The sequence below is a fragment of the uncultured Ruminobacter sp. genome (assembly GCA_902764345.1).
GTDB lineage: Bacteria > Pseudomonadota > Gammaproteobacteria > Enterobacterales > Succinivibrionaceae > Ruminobacter.
Map to the genome: position 1 here is coordinate 68,846 of CACWVT010000003.1, position 25,122 is coordinate 93,967.

Genomic DNA, 25,122 nt, shown 5'->3' on the forward strand with positions numbered 1-25,122 from the left:
CGGATTCAGTGACTGTTACTTTTTATACCAAATTGTTACTGCTGTACCCTGAGCCTGGTTGTGATCATCACCTCCAAAGACATCATCAGCATTTACCGTTACGGCATGAACCTTCTTGTACCAGCCGGAAACTCCGTCAATACTCAGATTGTTACCGCTGTTAATAACCATCTTGATTGTCTTCCAATCATCATTAACCGCAGCACCGTTAATGGTGACAACTACTGCGCCATTAATCTGCTCAGCGGAAATGTTGTTTTCAATCTGGCTTCTGGTATTCATTCGGAATGCCTTATGAGCCTTACGCATTGCAATCATGTTCTTGAAGTATGCAAAAGTATCCTGATAAGAAGTCTTTACATTCCAATTGATGTCATTTGATCCGTCAGCTGAATTATATGAATTAGGATTCATATTCTTACTTCTGCCGAATTCTTCACCGGCATGAATGAACGGAATACCCTGGCTGACAAAAAGAACTCCGTGACCATAAGACTGAAGTCTCTTTGCATAATCTCCGGTAATACTCATCTTGGCAATCTTATCAGTCCAGTTGAGATTATCGTGTGCGGTAATATACTGCACTGCCTGTTCAGGATCTGCTGCAAACAGCGGAGTCCAGGTTTTGGTGCTGTCACCTATACCGCCCCTTATACCTGCCATTACACAGCCGAAATTACCATCAACATCACCAACGTCTGAATAAGTTTTGTTAAACAGGAAACCGCCTACTGCATTATCACTTCCGCCCTTTAAACATTCGCGGTATTTTCCGTTAAATACCCCGACGTGTCCTGAGGCTGCATTTCTGATGTTACCCAGTCTTACACGGGTCGCCTCAGAAGGGTCGTCTGCATAGCCGTTCCATGGTTCACCGTACATCAGGAAGTTTCTGCCCGGATACTTGTTATTTAAGTATTCACCCCATTCCTTGAAATTATTAGTATCAAAGATACCTACCAGGTCAAAGCGGAAACCGTCAATATTATATTCGGTAGCCCAGTACTCAAGTGAGTCACGAATGAAACGGCTTACCATTTCATTCTTGGCATCCACTGAATTGCTGCAGCCGGATAAATCAATGGCGGTATAGTACTTTGAGGTAATGTTCTCAAAAACTTCCTTGGAGTATGTATGGTTATACACAACGTCCATGATTACACGAATTCCGTTCTTATGGAATTCATCAACCATTTCCTTAAATTCAGCAACCTTCTGCTTGTATTTATCGGTGCCGAATACGGAAGTGTAGCGATCTTCAGGAACATTGAAGTTTACAGGATCATAACCCCAGTTGTAACAGCCGGTGTTCTGAGAATCAACATCTGAACATGTACCGTAATCATAGACCGGAAGCAGCTGAACGTGAGTAATACCCAAATCCTTCAGATGATCGATACCGGTCTTTAAACCCTTTGAGTTAGTGGTTCCGGTTTCAACCATACCGAGGTAACGTCCACGCTTATCAGCTGATACACCTGAACTGCTGTCAATTGTGAAGTCTCTTACATGAACCTCATAAATAATGGCATCTTCACGTTCCTTAAATTCAGGACGCTTAGCCCAGCCATTCTTCAGGTCGGTAGAACGCATGTCCATAACAATATTGGTGTTGTTTGAGGCACCGGAAGTTGAATAAGTTATATGCTTAACCATCTTGCCGTATGGATCACGAACATCCTTACCGTTAACCTTGAACTGATATTCCTTTCCGTCAAGATCTCCGTTTACGGTTACGGCATACACATCAGAATAACCGTTAATATTTGTCTTACTCATTGTGTATGTTTTACCGTCTACGGTTACTGATACATTTGATGAATCAGGAGACCACAGTCTGAAAGTGGTTGATTCCTTTGAGTAAACTGCTCCGAGGAAGTTATAAGCATAATCAGCTGACTCACAGTTGTTGGTGGTGGCATCAACATCACAGTTCGCCTTGGTATCATCAGGAATAATTTCTTTCTTCTTAAGCGTAAGAACCTTGGTGTTTTCATCAAACTCTACGGTGTAATCACCTGCTTCAACCTGAACAAAACGTCCTGAGGCAGTCAGGGCCTGACCTGCAGTACCGCCAAGAATAATACACTGATCTTCTGTAATCGGAAGCGCTTCAATCTTGAGCTGAGTAGCCTCACTGAATGAAATCTCACCGGTCCATACTGAACTGCCTGCAGATTTTCTGGTCAGTTCATGAGTTGCATAATTATCAATCTTGGCTCTGACGGCAGTCTTTGCATAGACTCTTGAATCACTGCCGGAAACGGTTACATCACGAACAATGGTGTCTTCCCCACCATTATTGTCTGATACCTTAAGGGTTACGCTGTAGGTACCTGCGCTCGCATAGGCAACGGTATGATTCTTAGACTGAGAAAAAGTTTTATTACCGAAATCCCATGAATAACTTAAAGTATCCCCGTCCGCATCAGTTGACTTATCAGTAAATGATACACTTAATCCGTTCACCTCGTAGTCAAATCCGGCCACAGGAGCATGGTTAGTACCTGTAACCTGCTTGAATTCATAGGTCATGTCTGAATCTTTGACATACAGAGTATAGTTTCCGGAAAGTGAGGTATATTCATTACCGTCAGTTGCAGTGTTGACCGCAAGTTTACCAGGAGTTCCTGAAGAACCGTATACTGTACCGGTCCAATCGCAGCCGTCGGCAATCTTAAAGCCCTGCTTTGCAGCTCCTGTAAGAACAACGTCAACAGTCCAGTAACCGGTATGCTTGTTGTATACCATCTGATCAAATTTCCAGGTGTTTGAAGTACCTGCATAACAAAGATTATTCTTAGTCTGTGGAATTACGGTACACTCGCTGTCATTAGGATTGAGGAGACAGTAGCAGCCTTCTGCTGATTCGTTTACCCTGCAGTATGCTTCACATACTCCGTCTGCGTTGGTACCGCTGGATTTGCACACACAGGCAGCTCCTGAAGAATCAGTCTCACAAGGATCCACTCCCTTTCCGCACCAGGTCTCATCAGTACAGATTGCCATGGCACTCTTGGCAGGAATGGTGAGTGTGACATAACCGCCGCTTACGCTTACGTCCTGACCGCATGGATTATCCTTCGGATTGGAAGTACCCAGAATATCACAGTACGTACCGTCAGCCATTTGCACAGTGAATGTCTTTGTGACGGCACTGTTACTTGTGTTCATGGCATAAAAGCCTTTACTGCCCCTGTTAAACCAGAGAACATTATCTTCAAAGCCCTTGGTGGAAACGTCTGTTCCTCGTGTTGCTCTGGCAAATCTAGGAGCATTTAACACAAACGGCACACGATGCTGACAGAGCCAGCCGCCTTCGCAGCGGGCCGCACCTATAGGACCTGCAGGATCGTGCTGGCTAAAACTGTATCCTGAATAAATCTGACGAACCTTTCCCTTCGGCCATACGGCTAACCATGACTGAGCAAGATTGTAATCCGCATTATTCTGAGTTGGCATTGAACAAGTGCCTGCAGAACAGCGTAAATACTCATCATCATGGTTATTAACAAAAACTTCAGCATCATCACTGCTGAGGGTTAAGCCGAAAGACAGGGCTCCCCCGTAGTTCCGACTGCCGAAGGTTTCCTTAATTCTGTCCACATAGGTAAAGTCAGTTACAACGGAATTATCAATGAAGGTATACTTGTTCGGCTGAATATCCTCAGCTTCATCAGGATTACCGATAACTTCCATGTATACAGGCGGACGCTTACCGGCCTTGACTTCAGTCTTGCCGATAATGGCATTGATGTCGTGATAGCCCATATGCTTTGCCGCATCAATACGGAAACCGTAAACCCCCATATCCAGGAGACTCTTAAGATATGAGGCTATTTTATCCTGAGTGGCATCATTATCAGTTGCAATGTCCGCCATACCGAGAAGAGCACAGTTTCTTACCTGCCATGCGTCCTTGTATGAACTGATGGAACAGTTGTACTGATGGAAATCAGAACCGGTAAAACCGTCAGGATAGTTAAAACCGCCAAAGCCGGCACCGCTCATTCCGGTACCGCCGTTCGGTCTCTGGTTGAATACCGCGTCGGCAAACACCTTAACACCTGCTTCATTACAGGTCTTAATCATGTTTTTGAGGCTCTCTTCGTTACCGTCCATGGTAAGGAAGCTCTTAAAACTAATCGGCTGATAAACGGCCCACCAGCTCTGGGTGTTGTTTATATGTTCGGCCGGCTGAGAAATCTGAACGGCATCAAACCCTGCAGGACCAAGATACTCGGTACATTCCTTTGCTATACTGTCATATGACCACTGAAACGGATGTACTATTACCATTTCACTTTCATAATTCTTAGCCATCGCCAGATTTGGGGCCATGGCCAGTACAGCAGAAGACACGGCAAAGCTGAGCAGCTTTACTTTAAAGTTATTTAAGATCATCTAAAAACTCCGTCTATCACAACTGATCAATGAATTCTTCTTAAAAATAAACGGTCTTTTCAGATAAAAAAAACGACCGTTCACACCCTTCTCTCAATATACAAAGGATAACATAAAACGTTTTCAAAAATTCTGAACTACGTCATACTTCTTTTTTAGTTTAACATAATTTTTACAAAAAATTTATTATTTAAACCATTTTATTGTGATATAAAAGTAATAATTTACACCTAATATACATGATTTATGTAACATTTTCTTATTACATGCATCTCATTTTATGAGGCGCAAAAAAAGGAAGAACACCGTGTTTACGGGTATTCTTCCCATCTGTCAGCCAATTCTGCGGATTGTTAATTCAGATACTTATGTTTAATTTTCTGAGAGCCAGAATAATTCCTGTAATGCACCTTGCCTCACATAATTCAGAATCATCGGAATAAAGAAGAGTTTCCATATTTTCCAGCGCAACATACTCTCGCTCTATCGGTTCCGGCTCATCTCCACTGTCAAGCTTGCGCTCTCTTATTCCAGTCGCCAGTACAAGATGAAGTTTAAGCCCCATGAATCCCGGAGCGAAATTCAATGACCTTAATAACTCAAAGCTATCAGCTCCTAGCCCAATCTCCTCTGCAAGTTCTCTTTCTGCAGCCTGCAGCGGATTCTCCCCGTCATCGATCTTCCCCTTAACAAAACCCAGTTCGTATTTTTCAGTACCTACACAATACTCTCTGGTAAAGACAAATGACTTCCTTTCGGAATCATAAGGAACAACCATTACGGCACCGTTTCCTCCGGCAAGACGTTCATACGTTGTCCGCACACCGTTGGAAAACTTTAAATCCACCCCTTCAACCTTAAACAGTCTGCTTCTGACAACTTCACTGACCCCGAGAATCTCGGGTAAAGGATGATTATATTTCATTCTAAATGCGACCTTTATACTTAATTCTAATCTGACCGTCAGATCCAGGTTTGCCCAGCATGGATATCAGTGATGCAACCTTATCAGGCATTGACCCTTTAGGTCTGATTCCTCCTGACAGTACATATTCTGACAGATTGTTAACGGTTACGTCACCGTTAAAGGAAAAAACATCTGAATTCTGGTCAATATGGAATTTCAGACTGCGACTGTCACCTTTAACGCTTACTGTTATTCTGCCGACATCAATAAACAGCTCTGAATCAAACGGATGCTGTACCAGTACATCCTCAAAATTAATTGTACCGTCGGCGCTGCTGAAATTTCCCCTTCCATCCAAAATTACAGTGTCAAAACTTCCGCTGATACCACCTTCCGTTTTCAGCATCATCGGAAATTTCAGAAGCGGAGTTACCTTTTCCAGATAACTGGTAAATTTAACGTTTTTAACTCTGACTTCCTTGTTAAGGTTCATCACGTTAACTTCAAATGACCCCATTAACATTTCAGGATCAGAAATAGTAACCGTCATCCCTTTTGAAAAAAGCAGTGTAAACAGATTGAGTTTCCAATCAACCTTGCTTAACCGTACGTTATCAATATCTACTGTTTCCACATGCCCGTTCCACAGGTCCCCTTTCACATCATACAGTTTGACATTCTTAGGGAGATCAACCATGGATACGAGTTTATTTGCCGGGGCCAGATAAAGAACGAAAAAAACAAAAACGCATATTATAAACAGCGATCTGACAACTAATTTCTTAACCATCGTTTTCCCCCTTTTCCAGTCTGATGAGAATCATGTTGGAAATATATACGATACCGTCACCCTGCTTATCCAAAGTTATCTGATCAACCGTAACACCGAATCTGTTTTCCAGTTCAGTTATGAAATTGATTACGGAAACATAGCTTACCGCATTGTCCGACTGAACCTTAACCCTGTTTTTTTCCTTTGCTACCGGAGTAACATTGAGTCCCTCCAGTTTATTGTTTCTTGCAGAAATAATGACGCATTCCTCTATTCTGCGGCCGAGATCAGGCTGAACCCTGTTCTGAGGCGTTACTTTCGAAGCATTCTGCAGAATATAGTTGTACCCGCTCTTAGCTCTTTCGAGACTCATCTGAGCATTTTTCATTCTGTTAAGATTAGGTCTGATTCCTACAACAAACACCAGCATTATCAGTGCAAGAAAAACACCTACGGCAAAGACAACCTTCTCTCTCGAACTTTTACTGCTGAATTTTTTTCCTGAACCCCGGAAGCCGCCTAACAGTCTGCCGCTCAGTTCCCGCATCAAAGACTTAATCTTTTCTTTCATTACTTTAATCTCCTCAGCTGAACAGTATTAAGCATCCTGTCCCGACTCGGTTTCGAATCGGTAAAATTCCCGGAAAAATCAGGATTTAAGTCATTGAGAAAGGCATCCTTGTCAAAGCTGCCGTCCGCAAGGAACTGCAGAGTAAATGTCTTTCTAGATCTGTCAAATTTGAGGCTTACCATTTCGATATTTCTCTTTGATGACACATATGGAACCAGAATCTTGGACAAGTCCACAAAACCTTCATCCGTACCTATTGGAGAAGAATTCTCAATAAGCTTCCTCATCTCGCCCACAGGATCGTTAACGTTTCCGCTGCTGTTACTTATCTGCTTGAAAAGATTTCGCTGCTGGTTACGATAGTCCATGGTCTCCTGCATTATTGATTTGGTTCTGTATGACATATTCACGAACCACAGGGCAAACATCAATATAACCAGCACTGCAACCTTGGCCCATGATCTGACGAATTTAATCTGATAATTCTTTTTTCTCTGTTTGGACGACAGATTCAGCCTGTTCTTAATTGCCCCTTCGGCAATTACCGTCTCAACAGATTCAGCCAGCGATTCCTGCCACTTATCCTTCATGTCTGCAGGAAGTTCACTCAGCGAAATATACTTCTTTTCAGAATCGCCGCTACCGGCAAGGAACGGCAACCATTCCTCCTGAACCTCCATTCCAGCATTTTTACCGTTTCTGACAAGCCATACGTCATTAAATTTCATGACATATCCGGTATATTCCGTCTGATTCTTATCAGGAAGAGGCATGGTCAGGACATCAGGAACGATGATGTCCACACTTAATCCAAGAAGCTCCAGTGCCTTTTCCAGATTCCTCAGCTGACTGTGTCTGTATATCAGAACGCTGTAGTCATTACCCTGTTTTTCCAAAACTCTTACGGAAAAACTTTCAACATCTTCGGCCAGATCATCTTCAATTACGTAAAGCAGCGAATTGTATGCACTCTTTTTAAGCTTACCGGGAAAGGATATATTTCTGTAAATACATGCTGATGCTGGATAGAGAAGCACCACGGAACGTTCGGGAGCCCCCGTTTTTGTCTGCGCCAAGCCCTCGACAGTATCACTGTGACCGCTTGATATGATGTTCTTTGAAACATCATCATAAGCAAACCAGCAGTAGTCTCTCGGCATAGATAAATTAGGACGAATAAAAAGATACTCACTCATTGAGTTCCCCCCTTAGCCGCTGATATACAACCAGACTGGTATCAGCATCTCTGAAAAATCTGCTTCGGAATGCAAATTCATGCTCTCCGAATGAAACCTTAATGTTTGCCACAAAATAATTTGAATTGGTAACTATGACCTTCTGAAGTCTCTTATCCAGGCCCTGCACGGATTCCGAATATTTACTGATAACTGAATTATTCATAAAACCGTCAACCGTATCCCAGCCGTATTCAGGACGTTCCTTGTTTATCACGTTCAGGGCAGTATTCAGGTCCATTGTCTCAAGAAAGACAGCTGACAGCAACGGGGCTTTTTTAAAAGTCAGCATGTTCACGCTGATATTCAGATCCGAGGTCGGCAAAGCACAGATCAGAGGTTCCAGACGTCTGTATATCTCAGCAGTCATCCCTCTGACGGCTCTTATTTCACTTTTATCATAGAAATACCCCTGAGCTGTCAGATGAGGACTTGGAATGGAAGAATAATACTGATCCTCGGCCCCGACTGATGATTTCATGTCAGAATCGTTATCAATCCAATCGATGGATGAATCAACTATTGTGTCAGCAGTGTTTTCATCAGCTCCGGTCAGTATGATCAGGTGTTTGAAAACCAATGCCGGATAAGGCCTGTCAAGAAGTCTGTAATCAGTATTCTGCATTGCGTCAGTGCTGCTGATGTCAAATGACAGGTTATTGGCCAATGAATTTATGTTAAAACATGCCATTTCATCATGGACGGTACCGCTGATGACGGAATCGTCGAGAGGAATAACCTGATTCGGCTGAGCCCAATTCATTCCGAGATAGACTTTTGATTTGGTCTTCTTAAAATCATCAATCATGTACTTCTTGATAATTCCCTCAATACCGTCAACATACCATCGTGAAATCTGTACCTGATCGGCATTGTTTGTTATGAAAAAGACACGATTAAACCTCACCGCTATGGTGCTTGCGGCGATAATCATTACTGCAATGGCCAGTAAAACCATTATCAGTGCAGTCCCCTTGTTCTTTTTCATCGGTATTCTCATCAGTGCTCACCGGCAATCACATAGATTGTCTTTTCAATTTTCCCGTAGTCTTCAGTTTCAATCTCGATTTTAATCCCTCCGGGAAGTATCTGTTTATTCTGCCAGTCACGTACCCAGCCGCCTGATTTATAAAAGCTTATCCTAAATGATGTAACATCATTAAAAATACTTTCAAATTCCGGCTCGTAACCGACCACAGTATCCGGGAAGGGATACGTTGCTCTCTGCAACTCTTTGTCTTTAAGTCTGTACCAAATCCTCACAGTCTCGCCTCTTGGAAGAAGAGCCCCGGGATTAAGACTTCCTCCGGCAACAAAGGAGATACCGGCTCCCTCGGACTGGTACTTGTTTTCCCCATACTCAATAACAGCCTTAGCCGAAGTACCTGAATAGCGGAACTGGCGCGGAACGGCCTGACTGAAGTCCCTGTCCATTACGGAAAAAGCCTTCTGCATTTCCACAAATCTGGAAGAGTTCTCCTCAATGGCACTGTCTGCCGTTATAACACCCGAAATAATCTGATAGGTAGCCTGTGCCAATATCGCCATTATGACGATGGACAACAGAACCTCAATCAGGGTAAAAGCCTTGGAAAAACGCATGCTACCTACTCACATAAGTTCTCAGATATGCCACGGGAGTATCCGTATTAACTTTGGAGGTAATGAAGACCTCGACCTCCAGAGATCTGAAATTTGCATCCTGTGTATTCTGTCCCCTGTACCTGTAATACCATGTTTTTCCGGCTAGTTCCTGTTTATCAGTCACCCAACTGTTGCTGGGCCATATTTTGGCCAGCTTCAGCTGACTCAGTACATTGTCAGCCACCATCTGTCCAAAGTAAGACTCTTCCATACCTGAAAGACCATGCATGGTATTATATATAACGTTCATTACGGCCGTTGACGTAAGGGCAAATATAACCAGAGCTATCATCACTTCGAGTAATGTCATACCTACGGACTTTTTCATATCAGAGCCTGTCCTTTTCCGGATCAAACAGACGGAACCTGCCTGTTTCGGTAGCAATAATCATTATGGGATTGTTTTTGTCATCTCCCTCTTCGGGAATAAGTCTGAGTCTGAACGGAGTCACTTCCCCTGTAGGATAAAACAGAACCTGCGGCCAGTCTTTTCTTTCCGCATCTCTTGCCTGTTTGTCAAAATCCACTATGTCAAGAGTCTCATCCTTGGTCTCAACCTTCATGCCTCCAACCCTGAGTTCAGCCTTTATCCCTTCGTCGAAGGTCATCTCCGTAGCAACGCCGTCTACCTGATACGGAGTCCATCCGAGCTGTTCCCAACGGGTCAGAAACATCAGCTGTTCAACTGACATGCCGTCGAACTTCTTCTGGGGATTAGGAGTCTGATAAAGGAACCTGTATCCTCCGGCTTCAACATGGAGTCCTATGATTCGCCCCTCCATTGAGGCCCTGTCAGAGATTTCCTCCATAATCAGAATCAGCCTGTCGGCCTGCTCAGATGCGGTACCTGCCAGACTTCCGTCTGACGGAAGTGTCATGGATATGACGGATGCGGAAATTCCCATAATAAGAATTACCATTAAGATTTCAATTAAAGTAAAACCCTTCTTCATGAAAACTCCCGCATCATACGTGACAGGCCAACCATAACCGGCCCTGCAGCAATTAACCCGCAGAACAGTTATCAAGAGATTCGGTGGTCACGGTGTCGACATTCCAGTTACCGATATCATCACAAGTACCGGCTTCACCATCAGGACCGGCACTGAACACGTCATATTTACCATGATCGCCTGGCATCTTGTAGTAATAAGGACTGTCCCATGGATCATTGGTCAGCTTTTCAACATAACCGCCGCTGCGATACTTTTTAGGAATCGGTGCTGAAGTCGGCTTATTAACAAGAGCGTCAAGCCCCTGATCTGTTGTAGGGTATCTCTTCACGTCCATGTTATACATTTTTAACGCAGTTTCCAGACCCTGAATATCCGTCTTCACCTTGCTGATATTTGCTTCATCAAGACTTCCCATTACGTTTGGGGCAACCATGGCTGCCAGAAGTCCGAGAATTACAATTACCACCATTATTTCCAAAAGCGTAAAACCTTTATTTCTAGACATTTTTACTCCAAGAACAACAACAGCCATGCCGACTATGAGCAACGGCTCAAACACGGCCAGTGCCATAGCCACATTACGCTTGAATTCGTTACTCTGATTGGTTGCAGCCCTTCCGAGCATATTATCAAGCTCACCGCTTTTTTCACCTGATGCAATCATATGAAGCATCATGGGGGTAAACAGCTTTGTTTCACTGAGTGAACGGCTGAGCCCCTTACCTTCCCTAACCTTTTCCGATGCTTCCGCGAGTCTGTCCTTAGCCACGAGGTTTGTAAGAGTGTCACTTGCAACTCTCATTCCCTCGATCAGCGGTACCGCACTCGAGTGCAGTATGCACAGGGTCTGTGCATATCTTGCCGTATTTAGTGACCGGCTTACCTTACCGATTACCGGAAGTTTTAGAATCACCCCATGAACCTTCTTTTTAAAGTCAGGATTTCTCATGGCAGTCACAAACAGACAGAATCCAACCCCAAGAATCAAAAGCAGCAGAATACCGTAATTTCTTACAAAATCGGAAATAGCTATCATTATGACGGTGGATCTCGGCAGTGAAGCCTTCATGTTCATGAACTGCTCCACAACTTTTGGTACAACGGTTGAAAGCAGGATGCCAATGACGGAAACCGCCACTATTGTCAGAACAATCGGATATATGAGTGCCTGCGTGACTTTTGCCTTCAGTTCCTGCTTATTTTCAGTGTAGTCTGCAAGACGTTCCAGCACGTCATCAAGATGCCCAGACTTTTCTCCGGCAGCAACCATTGATACATAAAGATCATCAAAAACCTTGGGAAATTTACGCATGGAATCAGCCAGAGTCAGACCTTCACAGACCTTTTCACGCACGGAATTGATAATGGCGGCATGCTTTGGATTCTCATTCTGTTGAGCAACCGCCCTAAGGGTTTCTTCAAGAGGCATTGATGCCGATACCAGCGTGGCAATCTGTCTGGTAATAAGACAGAGATTGGCATTTGACATCCTCGGCTCAAACAGAGATGATAAAGAAAAGGATGCACTCCCGGACGTTCCGGCAGTATTCTTCAGAACTCCTTCTCGTATTTCTGACGGTATGAGCCCGAGTTCCTTAATCTTAGCGCGAGCCCCCTTAGGGGAATCAGCCTCAACCGTTCCCTTTTTGGACTTACCGGATCTGTCTACAGCCGTATACTGATAGGTTGCCATTATCTTATTCTCCGCTCGTTACGCGCATAACTTCTTCCAGAGATGTTTTTCCTTCAAGAACTTTGGAAAAACCGTCATCCCTTATGGTAGGAGTATATGGTCTTACAACCTTCTCAATGGCAACTTCACCGTCAGGGCTGTGAATTGCTACCTGAACCTCGTCGTTGACTTCAACCAGCTCATGGATTCCGCAACGCCCCTTATACCCGGTATTATTACACTCGCTGCATCCCACCGGCTTGTATATGGTTACAGGTTTGTCAATTCCAAGAATTCGCATATCATTTTCAGAAGTCAGTACGGCCTGCTTACAGTGTGGGCACAGGGTTCTTACAAGACGTTGTGCCAGAACGGCCAGCAGAGAGGTAGACAGAAGGAATGGTTCTATCCCCATGTCCTTAAGACGGGTGATGGCACCGACAGCGGTATTTGTATGAAGGGTTGATAACACCAGATGGCCGGTAAGAGATGCCTGTACCGCAATTTCCGCAGTTTCATGGTCTCGGATTTCCCCGATCATCACAACATCCGGGTCCTGACGCAGAATTGCCCTCAGTGCACGGGCGAAGGTCATATCCACTTTAGGATTAACCGGAGTCTGACCAATCCCCTCCAGATCATATTCCACAGGATCCTCAACGGTAAGAATGTTTCTGTCTTTGGTATTAATCTCAGAGATACCTGCATAGAGAGTAGTACTCTTACCGGAACCGGTAGGTCCGGTAACCAGAATGATACCGTGCGGCATTCTTATAAGCTTACTGAACTTTTCCGCAATGGCCGGAGTCATTCCAAGCTGACTAAGCTCAAGACGCACACTGTTTTTGTCCAGCAGTCGCATTACAATACGTTCACTGTAGCTGGTAGGAATTGTTGACACGCGCACGTCAACGGTTTTACCGCCGACCACCAATGAAATACGGCCGTCCTGCGGAATTCTTTTTTCAGAAATATCAAGCTTCGCCATAACCTTGATACGGGAAATAAGATACGGAGTAAACTTTCTTTCCAGAGTTATGTTCTCATGAAGCACGCCGTCCACGCGAAATCTTATCACCAGCTTATTTTCATACGGCTCAATGTGAATGTCCGAAGCCTCTTCCTTTACGGCCTGAGCAAGCATCGCATTGATGAATCGCACCATTGGGGAGTTTTCGCTGTTATCCAGAAGGTCAGCCTTGTTGAGATCATCTGAAAGACTCAAATCTTCAACGTCGTCTCCCATGTTGCTTGCTATTCTCTGAGCCTCGGAATCATCGTTCTGATACATATCCGTGAGCAGATTGTCATAATCCTCGGCTGACAGTTCAAGAAGATCGAAATTTCTGCCGGAAAATCGTCTTGCTTCCAGTATCACGTCAATGGACGGCTGATCCTTATAACAGAGCTTCAGTCCTTCATCGGATGAAGACAGGATAACCCCCTTATCCCTTGCAAAAAGGAAAGGCAATTTAATTTTATCCTCTGTCACGTCTTCAGGTTCAATTTCCGAAATAACTGCTTTTAAAGGATCCTCTTCCTGAACCTCTGTCTGTGGCAGTGCGGAAACGGCATTTTCAATTTCCGCTGTATCAATATCATTAAGATCTGACATTACTATTGCTCCGCCCCGAATCAGTTCTGCTCTTTGCTGTTAACCACCTGAATTACGTCAGGAGCTATAACTATTGTTGAATCCAGCTCAGGCATGACAGGTGTTGATAAAGTTATAGGCAGAAGTCTCAGACCCCGTTTATTACGCTGCAGCTGTTCGTTTCTGAACATGGAGTACTTTGCCGCTGAGAGTTCGGCATAATCACCGTCTTCACGTAAAATGATAGGACGCAGAAATACCATCAGATTTCTTTTTTCATACGAGCTGGAGGTATACTTAAACAGTTCCCCCAGAAGAGGGATATCTCCTAAAAACGGAACCTTTGTTACACTCTCAACAGTCTGATTATTCATCAATCCGCCAAGAACAACAGTATCACCGCTCTTTACAAGTACTGAATTCTTAATGGTTCTAACATCAAATGTAGCCCCGTTTTCATCGTTGGCACTGTTGCTGTTAACACTTGAAACTTCCTGTTCCAGAGTCAGCATTACGCTGTCTCCTTCGTTGATCTGAGGTACAAACTTCAGCTTGGTACCAACTGTCTTACGTTCAATGGTATCGTATCTGACCGATGCTTCAGACGTACTTGTCTGTGTACCGGTCTTAACAGGAACTTCCTGACCGACGTTAAATTCAGCTTCTTCATTATCCATGGTTATGATGCTAGGTGTGGACAGAACATCATTACGAGAATCTGCCTGTACCATGGACAGCAGGCCAAACCAGTTTCCGTTATAAAAACCGATACCGCCGCCATTAAGATTTGCCAAAGAAGAAATTCCGGAAGTCGTAACAAGACTGGAAACCGGAACCTGACTTCCCGTGAACTGAACAATACCACCGGAGGTGTTACCCCACTGAATGCCGAGAGACGCACTGGTACTGTCGCTGACTTCAACAATGATTGCTTCAACCAGCACCTGAGCCCTCTTTATATCAAGCTTTCTTATGATGTTCTCAACTTCCTTGATATAATTCGGTTCGGCATTAACAATAATTGAATTGGTCGCCTCATTGCTGTAGATGTTAATTTTGGAAGAGGCTGAAGCACCGTTGGATGCACCGTCAGCACCGGTAATGGACTTACTGACTCCGTTAAGCGTTTCAATGACATCGGCCGCCTTGGCATATCTTAAATAGAACACCTTGGTATTTCCTGATGCGGCCTGATCCATATCGAGCTTGTTAATAATCTTAATTACTCTTTCACGCGCACGCGGCTCACCCGAAACAACAACGGAATTTGTTCGTTCATCAGCGACCATTTTCGGAGTCAGAAGAGCTGATGTTGCAGACTTTGATGAATCCTCCTTGATAATTGAATTCACCACACGAACCACTTCAGTAGCAGAAGCATGTTCAAGCTTAACGATTTCAACTTCCTGATTACCTGCCTTATCAACCCTGCTGACAATATCGGCCAGTCTGTTGACAACCTGAGCCCTGCCGGTTATCAGCAGCACGTTTGACGGTTCATAATGAACCACATTACCGGCGCCCTGATTATCAATAAGACCTCTGAGCAACGGGGCCAGCTCACGTACACTCACGTTTTTTACGGGAACGACGCGGGTAATCATCTCATCACCTATCCCGCCGTTTTCAAGTACGGGAACACCTGCTGTTTTTGCGACAGCGGAACGGACAACCTTATATACATTGTGATCCGTTTCCACAACGGCATAACCATAAACTTCCAGTACGCTTAAAAAGAACTGATAGTATTCCTCTTCATTAAGCAGGTCATAACTGCGGACATTTATTTTGCCGCGGACGGCAGGATCAACAATAAAATTCTTGTTAAGATTTTTTCCGACCGTACTGATGAATTCGTTAATGTCAGTACCTTTAAAACTTGCAGAGAATTCGGCAGCGTCGGCCATTGTTCCCCAGCCTAGTAAAGCCAGTGAAAGAGCCGCAGCGCAACAAGATTTTTTGAAAGCGTTAATTTTCATTATTATTTACCGTTTACTGAATGTCTAAAACGATTGTTTCTCTGGAGCCGTTGCGATTAACCACAATGTTAATCTGAGTCATATTCTGTAATTCGCCCATGACCGCCATAGCCTGCTGACTGTCCGTAAGATCTTTGCCGTTAATTTCAACGGCTATGTCGCCGGCTTTCAGACCGGCGTCAATGAACAGCTTGCTTTCTGCTCCCGGATTAAGCTCATATCCTATGATTTTTCCGTCTTCCTGTGCGGGAGCTATGTTGATATAGTTAAATAGATTGCTGGGATTACTGAGAAGTTCTGTACGGACAGTCTTTAAATCTTCCTTGACCGTTGCAGATTCGGTTTTTTCATTTTTCTCAGTTTTACGATCTGCGACACCGGAAACAAAAACATCTTCAGGAAGCTTTATTACTTCCTCCACGCCGGCATTGTTTATAACTATTTCCGTCGGTTTAATCTGAGATATTACGGCGTTTGTACCGTTTATCTTATCTCCTACGGAATAAACGTCCTCACTCCCCTTCATTAGGAAAACGACGGCGCCGCGAGACGGATCCGAACTGTATGATATACCGGTAATTTTGACATCCAGTCTGGAACGGACAACCGCTCCGGAACTCTTCTGTTCCGGCTGATTTTTCGCTTCAACTCCGAAAAGATTGTAATTGCTTAATCTGACTGTATTTCCGGGATTCTGAATCTGCTTCAGTTCCTGAGCCGTAAGACCTGCAAGAACCTGGTTTTTGTAGGGCATTTTGTGCCAGAACAGAACAGCTGCTTCATAGCACACGACGAAACTCAAAAGATAAAACAAATAAGCAGAAATTTTAGTATAATATCTGTCATGTTTTACAGGGTGCGAAGTAGATAAAATTCCCGGTGATGTAACAGTTTCAGCAGATGTTTTTTTATTCTGTCTTCTTTCCAGAAAACGTTTTTTTAGCGCTTCTAAAGAAATCATGACAACTCCACCCCTAATTAAACCTACAACTTATAATCGTACGAAATAGATTTAAATTTGTAAAATGTTTCACAATTTTTTTTAATATTTTTGTATATAAGTCACTAAATAAGAGAATTATGACAAGCACTGCAAACCCTAATGTCAGGCTGGACAAGTGGCTTTGGGCAGCCCGTTTTTACAAAACCAGATCACTTGCAAAAGACATGATTGAAGGCGGGAAAGTTCACTACAACAATTACCGCACCAAACCAGGGCGAATAGTAGAAATAGGAGCCCACATAGAGCTTTGGCAGGGATTCAACAAAATTGAAGTTGTTGTTACCGGAATCTCGGAACAGAGACAGAGCGCCACCATTGCCAGAACACTTTATGAAGAAACGCCGGAAAGCATTGTCAGAAGGGAAAAACAGGCAGAAGAGCACCGCATGCAGGTTCTTTTCGCTCCTCATCCAGATAATAAACCTGACAAGAAGCAGCGAAGGGAACTGTTAAGCTTGAAACACAATTCAGATTTATAAAAACACATGACCCTGTGTCATATAGGAGCCGAGCATGACTACATCTCAGGATAAAATCGACGAATACAGCAGATCTATAATGGAAGTCAGTCAAAATAATAAACCTGAAAGCTTTGATAAAATTCTGTCTTTTGAATTTAATGACTATGACCTGCACGGGGACATTGTTCAGACCCACGAATCCGTTAAGGGACTTCTGGAGGGACATTCTTATCCTAAATGCATTCAAAACCTGCTGGCAGAAATGCAGATAGCCGTATGCCTTATGACCTCAAAGTTAAAATTTGAAGGTGAAATAATGCTGCAGGTACGCGGTGGGAGCAGTCATTTCAAATACGCAGTTCTTAACAGCAATGAAAAGAACGAAACCCGCGGACTGGCAGCCTACGACAGCAAGATTGATCCGAACAGTTCTTTCAATGAATTACTGACAAAGGACTCAATCATGACCATCGACATCATGCCAAAGGAAGGAAATCCGTACAAGGGAATCATAGACCTCAGCGGCAGTACGCTGTCAGAATGTCTGGAGACATACTTCACTCAGTCAGTTCAGGTTCCTACCAAAATCTGGATCTACAGTGACGCACCAAATTCACAGAAAGCTGCCGGAATTCTAATTCAGGCTTTACCAACCAAGAATCCTGAAAAACAGAAAGAGGATTTTGAACATGTATCAGTACTGACGGATACGACAACCATGGCTGAAATTCTCTCACTGCCGAACAAGGACATTCTTTACAGACTGTATAATCAGGAATCGGTAACCCTGTATCCGGATAAAGAGGCCGATGTTAAATTCAAGTGTAACTGCTCCAGAGAGCACTACAGGGAAATGCTGACGCATCTCAATCCTGATGAACTTGCGTCCATTCTCCAGCAGGACGGTCACATCACTACCGAATGTCACTACTGCCGAAAGACATACAGATTCGAGCATGATGACGTAATAGAAATAATAAAGGACGCTAAAAAGCATCAGAACGGCTAATACTTAAAGAGCAGAAATTACATGCGGTGCCCTAAAATGACACCGCATAAAAAAAAGGTGGATAACTTCCACCTTTTTTGTTTTATTATCACGTCATGTTCCGTCCATGACATTTCCAAATAAATTACAGCAGATTGTAAGCACGTTCACCATGGCTTGTTAAGTCAAGACCTTCACGTTCTTCATCCATCGGAACTCTAATGCCGCTAAAGAGCTTGCCGGCAATGTAGAATGCGAGCACTGAAACGACACCGCACCAAACTACTGAAATTACAACTGATGCGAACTGACCGGTAAACTGCCCCATAATTGATTCCCATCCTTCCTTGTAGCCGACACCGCCAAGAGCAGGAGCACAGAAGACACCGGACAGGAGAGCACCGATAATACCGCCGACACCATGAACGCCGAATACATCGAGAGCATCATCAACCTTGAGCATTCTCTTTAACACATGAACAGACCATAAGCATACAACACCTGCAACCGCACCAATTAACATGGCACCGCCAACACCGACGAAGGCACAGGCCGGAGTTATGGCTACAAGGCCTGCTATTGCACCGGAGCATGCACCGAGTAATGAAGGCTTTCCGAGATATACCCATTCAGCCACGAGCCACGCCAGAGTTGCTGCGGAAGGAGCGACAACGGTGTTTGCAAAAGCAAGTGCTGAAGTTCCATCAGCCACCAGTTCAGAACCGGCATTAAAACCGAACCAACCGATCCACAGAAGAGAAGCACCTATCATGGTCATTACCAGACTGTGAGGAGTCATGTTTTCACGGCCAAAACCGATGCGCTTACCCAGGAAGAATGCTCCAACTAGCGCACAGACAGCGGCATTGATATGAACAACAGTACCGCCGGCAAAATCATATGCATGCCATGCTGAATCAATATATCCGCCACCCCAGACCATATGGCATAAAGGAATGTAGGAGAAAGTAAACCAGAAGGCTATTACAAAGATAAGTGCACTAAACTTAATTCTTTCAGCCAAAGCTCCGATGATTAAGCAGGAACTGATGGCGGCAAAAGCCCCTTGGAAAGCAAAGAAAGTAAGATCTGACAGAGTTCCGTTTTCGGTATCAGGTGTTACTCCGAACATCATAAACTTGTCAAAATTACCCATAAAACCGTTTATGAAATCACTGCCGTTTGTACCAAATGACAGTGTATAACCGTATATTGTCCACAATACAAAAATGAGTGCGAATATTACAAGTGACTGAACCAGAACCGATAACATATTTTTGGCTCTGACCAGTCCTCCGTAGAACAAACCGATGCCGGGAAGCGACATCAAAATAACCAGAGCCGCACAAATCATTACGAAGCCGTTGTCGGCAGTAGATACGGAAGAGGCGGCATCATCGGCAAAAGCACACGCTGATCCCAGCACTGATGTGGAAAACAATCCTGTTCTTAATATATTCTTCATACTGATCTCCAAATTACCAAGTAACTCATGAGATAGTTAATGCAACTTCTTTGCCAACATGCAAAAAAGGGCAGTCAACCCCGAAATTTACAAAAATTTAAACCTAAACATGGTGATATTTGTTCCGTTAACACGCAAAAATGGAATAAATTACATGAACAGTGCCCGCAATATCTGTAAATAGTGCCCCACCTTAAGACATAATTGCCATACAATAATTAATATGGAAGCATTTTGGGGGGTATTCATGAAACTGAAAACTGAAATATTAGGTTCAGATAAGCATAAGACCATCGCCATGCTTCACGGCTGGGGACTTTGCAGCAAGGTTTTTTACCCCGTCGTGGATTCTCTTAAGGACAGGTACAGAATAGTTCTTATTGATATGCCTGGATACGGAATTAATAATGCCATACCAGCAAACAGATGCGACGGAATAGTCAGTTCGCTTGAAGAAACAATACCGGAGAACTGCGCTCTTCTTGGTTGGTCGCTGGGCGGTATTCTGGCGCAGAAATTTGCCATAACGAATTCCAAACATATACGGGCACTGATAACCGTGTCATGCTCACCGCGTTTTACATCCAATCCTCAGGAAGGATGGCCCGGTACTGATGCAAAACTCTTAAAGAAATTTTCAACACTCATATCCCAGAATAACTGTCAGGCCGTACTTGATAAATTCCTAAGTCTGCAGGCCATGGGGTCCGAGCGTATGAGAGAAGACATAAAGACAATTAAAGGTCTGCTGGCCGAGGCTCCGTCTCCTTCGTATTACGAACTTCAGGCAGGATTAAAAACCCTGATGGATGAGGATCTGAGAAATAATATTTCCAGAATCCAGTGCCCGTCACTGCACATATTCGGGCTTAAAGACAGGCTGTGCCCTGCATCAACCAAAAGCATCTGGGCCAAGAAAGATAACAGTCATACCATAGTTTTTGAACAGAGTTCACATGCTCCTTTCATAACTCAGACAAAGGAATTTAATGAGCAGTTGCTCCTGTTTCTTGATAAATACTATCATTAACAGTTTGGTGTACATAAATAATAGGGCTGTCACTGACAGCCCTTCCGTTACTTAATGCCGTACAACTGAATTCGCTCTACTTAACAAGTGTTTTCAGATATTCGTCCTTAATTTTCTTAAGTTCCTCATCGCTTAAGATTTCAACCGGAGCATACTCGTGATCACCGGAGAAGTTAAACTGAGGCTCATCAATGGGACCAAACCACTCCTCGGGGGTATATGAAATTTTATTGATATACCAGGTTACTTTTCCCTTTGGAGTAATGACTTCAGCATCATCATCTATTGTCTTATTTAAAATACCGCGGGCAATCGGACTTTCGTACGAAATAAATCCTTTTCTGCCGTAAACTTCTGCTGTATTAACAATATGCACATGCAGAATGTCACCATCATCGTTTTCAATTTCCACATATGCACCAAAATAAACCTTGTTATCCCTGATGCCGTCAGCACTGCGGTCAAGGATTTCCGTATTCTTTAAGGTATCTGTCAGGAACTTAACTCTTCTGTCGATCTGACGCAGTAGCTGTTTATTATACTGATAGTCAGCATTCTCACTTCTGTCACCGAGAGATGCAGCCCAGGCTAATTTTTCCACGACATTTGGACGAATATTCTCCCAAATTTCATCAAACTCTTTTTTAATAAGCTGATAGCCTTCCGGAGTTACAAACTTAAAAGCCATAATACCCTCCAATAAAAAAACCATGCTGCTGCCAGCATGGTTTTTATAATTAACAGTAAATTACCGTCTCTGACAACTCATTAGAGCTGTGGACCAGCCTTAACAAGAGCCTTACCAGCTTCATTGGTTTCATACTTCTTGAAGTTGTTGATGAAACGCTGAGCAAGGTCCTTAGCCTTAACTTCCCATTCAGAAGCATTAGCGTAGGTGTTACGTGGGTCAAGGATGTTGGTGTCAACACCGTTTAACTTGGTAGGAACTACGAAGTTGAATAATGGGATAGTCTTGGTTTCAGCCTGATCGATTGAGTGATCGAGGATAGCGTCGATGATACCACGGGTATCACGGATAGAAATACGCTTACCGGTACCATTCCAACCAGTGTTTACGAGGTATGCCTTAGCACCGCTCTTTTCCATGTGCTTAACGAGTTCTTCAGCATACTTGGTTGGGTGTAATTCAAGGAATGCCTGACCGAAACATGCAGAGAAGGTTGGGGTAGGTTCAGTAATACCACGTTCAGTACCTGCTAACTTAGCAGTGAAGCCTGATAAGAAGTAGTACTGAGTCTGATCCTTATCGAGGATAGATACTGGAGGAAGAACACCGAATGCGTCTGCAGATAAGAAGATAACCTGCTTAGCAGCTGGACCAGCAGAAATTGGGCGCTGAATGTTCTTGATGTGGTAGATTGGGTAAGAAACACGGGTATTTTCAGTTACAGACTTATCGGTGAAGTCAATCTTACCGTTAGCATCTACAGTTACGTTTTCGAGAAGAGCGTCACGACGGATAGCATTGTAGATGTCTGGTTCTGATTCAGCGTCTAAGTTGATAACCTTAGCATAGCAACCACCTTCGAAGTTGAATACGCCGTTGTCATCCCAACCGTGTTCGTCGTCACCGATGAGCTTACGCTTTGGATCGGTAGAAAGAGTGGTCTTACCGGTACCTGACAGACCGAAGAAGATAGCGGTGTTTTCACCGTTCATATCGGTGTTAGCAGAACAGTGCATTGCAGCGATGCCCTTTAATGGGAGGTAGTAGTTCATCATTGAGAACATACCCTTCTTCATTTCGCCACCGTACCAGGTGTTTAAAATAACCTGTTCTTTGGTGGTTACGTTGAATACAACTGCAGTTTCAGAGTTAAGACCTAATTCCTTGTAGTTTTCAACCTTAGCCTTAGAAGCGTTGTAAACGATGAAATCTGGTTCCTGTTCGAAATCAGCTTCAGTCTGTGGACGGAGGAACATGTTGGTTACGAAATGAGCCTGCCAAGCTACTTCAACGATGAAGCGAACCTTCATGCGGGTATCCTTGTTAGCACCGCAGAAACCATCAACAACGTATAACTTCTTGTTAGAAAGTTCCTTCTTAGCTAAATCCTTAACAGCAACCCAAGCTTCCTTTGAAGCTCTGTGGTTGTCGTTCTTGTATTCATCAGAGGTCCACCATACGGTATCGTGAGAGTTTTCATCGTCAACGATGAACTTATCCTTTGGTGAACGGCCAGTGTATACACCGGTCATTACGTTAACAGCACCAAGTTCAGTTTCCTGACCCTTGTCGAAACCTTCTAATGATTCCTTGGTTTCTTCATTGAATAATACTTCATATGAAGGGTTGTACAGAACTTCAGTAGTACCGGTAATACCGTACTTTTCTAATACTGACTTATCAAACTTTGCCATTTTTATGGTCTCTCCAATATATTAAAGAATATTTAAATAAACATCGGAATGATTTTAAGAGATTTAAACAAATTAATCTATAAAAATAAATCAAAAAACAGAAAATTTTGACCTTCCGGACTGATTGTTTTTCCCACATGATTCCTGTCATTCGGACTCAGGCTTAAACATGCGAACCTATTTCGGATATTCTTATACCCTGCCACGCCATATATACTTGATTTATATATATGTAGGATTTCTTTTTATGTGGCTCTTTTCCTTAAGCTTGACATGTATGGCATGATTGAGTATCTTTCAGATAACTAGGGATTTTTCAAAACAATCCTTCTCAAATTCAAAACAGGTGATTTATAGATGATTAAGATTACCCCAAAGGCTGAGGAATACTTTGTTCAGCTGCTTAAAACCCAGGCCCCGGATACTAAAATCAGGGTTTTTGTTTCAAATCCAGGAACTCCAGGAGTGGAATGCGGAATTCTATACTGCCCGAAATCTTCCGTAACCAATGCCGACGACATCTTTAATTACAATGGATTTGATGTAGTTATCGACGTATCAAGCCAACCTTTTCTGGAAGGTGCCGTTATTGATTTCAGAACAAACAAGGAAAACAAAAGCACACTGACATTTAAGGCTCCGAATCTGAAAAAATCACTGGTTGACGAGAACGCATCTCTTTTTGAAAAACTCGAAGTATTCTTCAGAACCACGGTTAATCCAAGTCTTGCCGCCCACGGCGGGGTCGCCAAGCTCGTAAGTGCAACGGAAGACGGAATTGTCAAAGTTAGTTTTGAGGGCGGATGCAGAGGATGCAGCATGGTAAACATCACTCTGTCAGAAGGAATTGAGGCAAATCTTAAGCAGGCTTTTCCGGGTATGATTAAAGAGGTTATCGACGTAACGGACCATAAAGTAACTGATTCAACCTATGCAAAGTAATAAGTCAGTACGTTAAACAAAATTTAAGAGAGGGTACCACACAGTGATACCCTCTCTTAAATTTTAACGTTTTACAATTTCGACTTCATTATGAACATCGTACTATTCTGATTTTTGAGTTCTGGAAAGAAGAGTGGCCGTCGCATCCTTTGGGGATTTTCCCTCATAAAGGACCTTATATATCTCCTCGCATATAGGCATTTCGACATCGTATTTTCTTGCGAGTTGATAAACCTCAGACGTATTGTCATACCCCTCTACAACCTGACCGATTTCCTTCATTGCCTCATCGACCGTTTTTCCTGCCCCCAGCGCCAAACCGAAACGTCTGTTGCGTGACTGATTATCGGTACATGTCAAAACCAGGTCACCGAGTCCCGCCATCCCCATAAATGTTTTGGACTGAGCTCCCATTGCCTTACCTAATCTCTGAATTTCAACAAGGCCTCTGGTAATGAGTGCAGTTCTGGCATTCGCTCCGAATCCGAGACCGTCGGAAAGACCTGCTCCTATCGCTATTACGTTCTTAACACAGCCGCCAATCTGAATACCGATATAATCAGGATTCTTGTATACTCGGAAATTTTTGCTTGAATGAATCAGTCTTGAAAACTCATCAATAAATTCATCTGATGAACCTGATACCGATATAGCCGTCGGCATGCCTGCAGCAAGTTCCTTTGCGAAAGTCGGCCCGCTTATTACGGCAAAAGGAATATCATTTCCAAATTCCTCTTTTACAACGTCGCTGAGAAGCTTTCCTGTCTGAGCCTCTATTCCTTTTGTCGCCCAAGCCAGACGATGGTCTGTTGTCAAATAAGGTTTTATCTGCTTCAAAACACTTCTGAAACTGCTGCTTGGTATAACCACAAGCAGGATATTGGTGTTTGCAACCGCAAATTCAAGATCACTGGTGAGATCCAGTGTTTCCGGAAACGTAATGCCCGGTAGAAAATCTTCATTGGATCTAGTCTGAAGCATCCTGTCAATCTTATTCCGATTACGTCCGAACAAAAGAACACGGTTACCGTTTCTGGCCAGAGAAATCGCCAGTGCCGTTCCATAGGAACCGGAACCTATAACAGAAATAGAATAGCTCACTTGTATACTCCGGGAC

21 protein-coding genes and 1 pseudogene are annotated in these 25,122 nt (G+C 43.5%); 4 read left to right on the forward strand and 18 right to left on the reverse strand.

Annotated elements, in window-relative coordinates; all coding sequences use genetic code 11:
- Window positions 1–15: 15 nt before the first annotated feature.
- The 14 genes and pseudogenes from QZU58_RS01080 to gspC all read right to left on the reverse strand — a co-directional run bounded on the left by QZU58_RS01080 (window position 16) and on the right by gspC (window position 16,695).
- Window positions 16–4,404: an alpha-amylase family glycosyl hydrolase gene (locus QZU58_RS01080; RefSeq protein WP_294494009.1), complete on the reverse strand. Its 4,389-nt coding sequence runs from the start codon at window positions 4,402–4,404 to the stop codon at window positions 16–18.
- Between the two features lie 358 nt (window positions 4,405–4,762).
- Entirely contained in the window at window positions 4,763–5,329 is a 567-nt protein-coding gene (gene nudE / locus QZU58_RS01085; RefSeq protein WP_294494012.1) for an ADP compounds hydrolase NudE, read from the reverse strand.
- A gap of 1 nt (window position 5,330) precedes the next feature.
- Window positions 5,331–6,101, reverse strand: a complete 771-nt coding sequence (gene gspN, locus QZU58_RS01090; RefSeq protein WP_294494014.1) for a type II secretion system protein N — start codon at window positions 6,099–6,101, stop codon at window positions 5,331–5,333.
- Window positions 6,094–6,654 (reverse strand): type II secretion system protein GspM, encoded by a 561-nt coding sequence (gspM, locus tag QZU58_RS01095; protein ID WP_294461708.1) that lies wholly within the window; start codon window positions 6,652–6,654, stop codon window positions 6,094–6,096. Before gspM ends, gspN begins: the two co-directional genes overlap by 8 nt.
- Window positions 6,654–7,850, reverse strand: a complete 1,197-nt coding sequence (gspL, locus tag QZU58_RS01100) for a type II secretion system protein GspL (RefSeq protein WP_294461705.1) — start codon at window positions 7,848–7,850, stop codon at window positions 6,654–6,656. The genes gspM and gspL overlap by 1 nt, the downstream gene beginning before the upstream one ends.
- A complete protein-coding gene (gene gspK / locus QZU58_RS01105; protein WP_294494017.1) occupies window positions 7,843–8,877 on the reverse strand; it encodes a type II secretion system minor pseudopilin GspK in 1,035 nt (344 codons plus the stop codon). The genes gspL and gspK overlap by 8 nt, the downstream gene beginning before the upstream one ends.
- A gap of 11 nt (window positions 8,878–8,888) precedes the next feature.
- Complete coding sequence (gene gspJ / locus QZU58_RS01110) at window positions 8,889–9,491, reverse strand: type II secretion system minor pseudopilin GspJ (protein WP_294494020.1); 603 nt, start codon at window positions 9,489–9,491, stop codon at window positions 8,889–8,891.
- 1 nt (window position 9,492) lies between these two features.
- Entirely contained in the window at window positions 9,493–9,861 is a 369-nt protein-coding gene (gene gspI / locus QZU58_RS01115; RefSeq protein WP_294461700.1) for a type II secretion system minor pseudopilin GspI, read from the reverse strand.
- Between the two features lies 1 nt (window position 9,862).
- On the reverse strand, window positions 9,863–10,486 hold the full coding sequence (gene gspH / locus QZU58_RS01120) for a type II secretion system minor pseudopilin GspH (RefSeq protein ID WP_294494023.1): 624 nt from the start codon (window positions 10,484–10,486) through the stop codon (window positions 9,863–9,865).
- A gap of 52 nt (window positions 10,487–10,538) precedes the next feature.
- Entirely contained in the window at window positions 10,539–10,994 is a 456-nt protein-coding gene (gene gspG, locus QZU58_RS01125) for a type II secretion system major pseudopilin GspG (RefSeq protein WP_294461696.1), read from the reverse strand.
- Window positions 10,989–12,182 (reverse strand): annotated as a pseudogene (gene gspF / locus QZU58_RS01130) (type II secretion system inner membrane protein GspF); the annotation flags it as partial. The pseudogene gspF and the gene gspG, both read right to left, overlap by 6 nt.
- 4 nt (window positions 12,183–12,186) lie before the next feature.
- Complete coding sequence (gspE, locus tag QZU58_RS01135) at window positions 12,187–13,776, reverse strand: type II secretion system ATPase GspE (protein WP_294494026.1); 1,590 nt, start codon at window positions 13,774–13,776, stop codon at window positions 12,187–12,189.
- A gap of 20 nt (window positions 13,777–13,796) precedes the next feature.
- Complete coding sequence (gspD, locus tag QZU58_RS01140; RefSeq protein WP_294494094.1) at window positions 13,797–15,740, reverse strand: type II secretion system secretin GspD; 1,944 nt, start codon at window positions 15,738–15,740, stop codon at window positions 13,797–13,799.
- Window positions 15,741–15,747: 7 nt separating this feature from the next.
- Window positions 15,748–16,695: a type II secretion system protein GspC gene (gspC, locus tag QZU58_RS01145; protein WP_294494030.1), complete on the reverse strand. Its 948-nt coding sequence runs from the start codon at window positions 16,693–16,695 to the stop codon at window positions 15,748–15,750.
- 119 nt (window positions 16,696–16,814) lie between these two features.
- Between gspC and hslR the strand changes: the two genes are divergently transcribed.
- Window positions 16,815–17,216 (forward strand): ribosome-associated heat shock protein Hsp15, encoded by a 402-nt coding sequence (gene hslR, locus QZU58_RS01150; protein WP_294494033.1) that lies wholly within the window; start codon window positions 16,815–16,817, stop codon window positions 17,214–17,216.
- 34 nt (window positions 17,217–17,250) lie between these two features.
- Window positions 17,251–18,207, forward strand: coding sequence for an Hsp33 family molecular chaperone HslO (locus QZU58_RS01155; RefSeq protein WP_294461683.1), 957 nt, complete (start codon window positions 17,251–17,253; stop codon window positions 18,205–18,207).
- Window positions 18,208–18,331: 124 nt separating this feature from the next.
- Here the strand turns inward: QZU58_RS01155 and amt are convergent, their stop codons facing one another.
- Window positions 18,332–19,651, reverse strand: coding sequence for an ammonium transporter (amt, locus tag QZU58_RS01160; RefSeq protein ID WP_294461679.1), 1,320 nt, complete (start codon window positions 19,649–19,651; stop codon window positions 18,332–18,334).
- A gap of 247 nt (window positions 19,652–19,898) precedes the next feature.
- Between amt and QZU58_RS01165 the strand changes: the two genes are divergently transcribed.
- Window positions 19,899–20,681 carry an alpha/beta fold hydrolase gene (locus QZU58_RS01165; protein ID WP_294461676.1) on the forward strand — a complete coding sequence of 261 codons (783 nt, stop codon included), beginning with the start codon at window positions 19,899–19,901 and terminating at the stop codon, window positions 20,679–20,681.
- Between the two features lie 76 nt (window positions 20,682–20,757).
- Here the strand turns inward: QZU58_RS01165 and greB are convergent, their stop codons facing one another.
- Both greB and pckA read right to left on the reverse strand, forming a co-directional pair.
- Window positions 20,758–21,369 carry a transcription elongation factor GreB gene (greB, locus tag QZU58_RS01170; RefSeq protein ID WP_363174804.1) on the reverse strand — a complete coding sequence of 204 codons (612 nt, stop codon included), beginning with the start codon at window positions 21,367–21,369 and terminating at the stop codon, window positions 20,758–20,760.
- A gap of 80 nt (window positions 21,370–21,449) precedes the next feature.
- Window positions 21,450–23,063, reverse strand: coding sequence for a phosphoenolpyruvate carboxykinase (ATP) (pckA, locus tag QZU58_RS01175; RefSeq protein ID WP_294461673.1), 1,614 nt, complete (start codon window positions 23,061–23,063; stop codon window positions 21,450–21,452).
- A 357-nt stretch (window positions 23,064–23,420) separates the two neighbouring features.
- On the opposite strand from pckA, the gene QZU58_RS01180 reads away from it, so the two are divergent.
- Window positions 23,421–24,005: a NifU family protein gene (locus tag QZU58_RS01180; RefSeq protein ID WP_294461671.1), complete on the forward strand. Its 585-nt coding sequence runs from the start codon at window positions 23,421–23,423 to the stop codon at window positions 24,003–24,005.
- A 102-nt stretch (window positions 24,006–24,107) separates the two neighbouring features.
- Here QZU58_RS01180 and gpsA read toward each other — a convergent pair whose 3' ends face one another.
- Complete coding sequence (gene gpsA / locus QZU58_RS01185; RefSeq protein ID WP_294494096.1) at window positions 24,108–25,112, reverse strand: NAD(P)H-dependent glycerol-3-phosphate dehydrogenase; 1,005 nt, start codon at window positions 25,110–25,112, stop codon at window positions 24,108–24,110.
- Window positions 25,113–25,122: the final 10 nt, after the last annotated feature.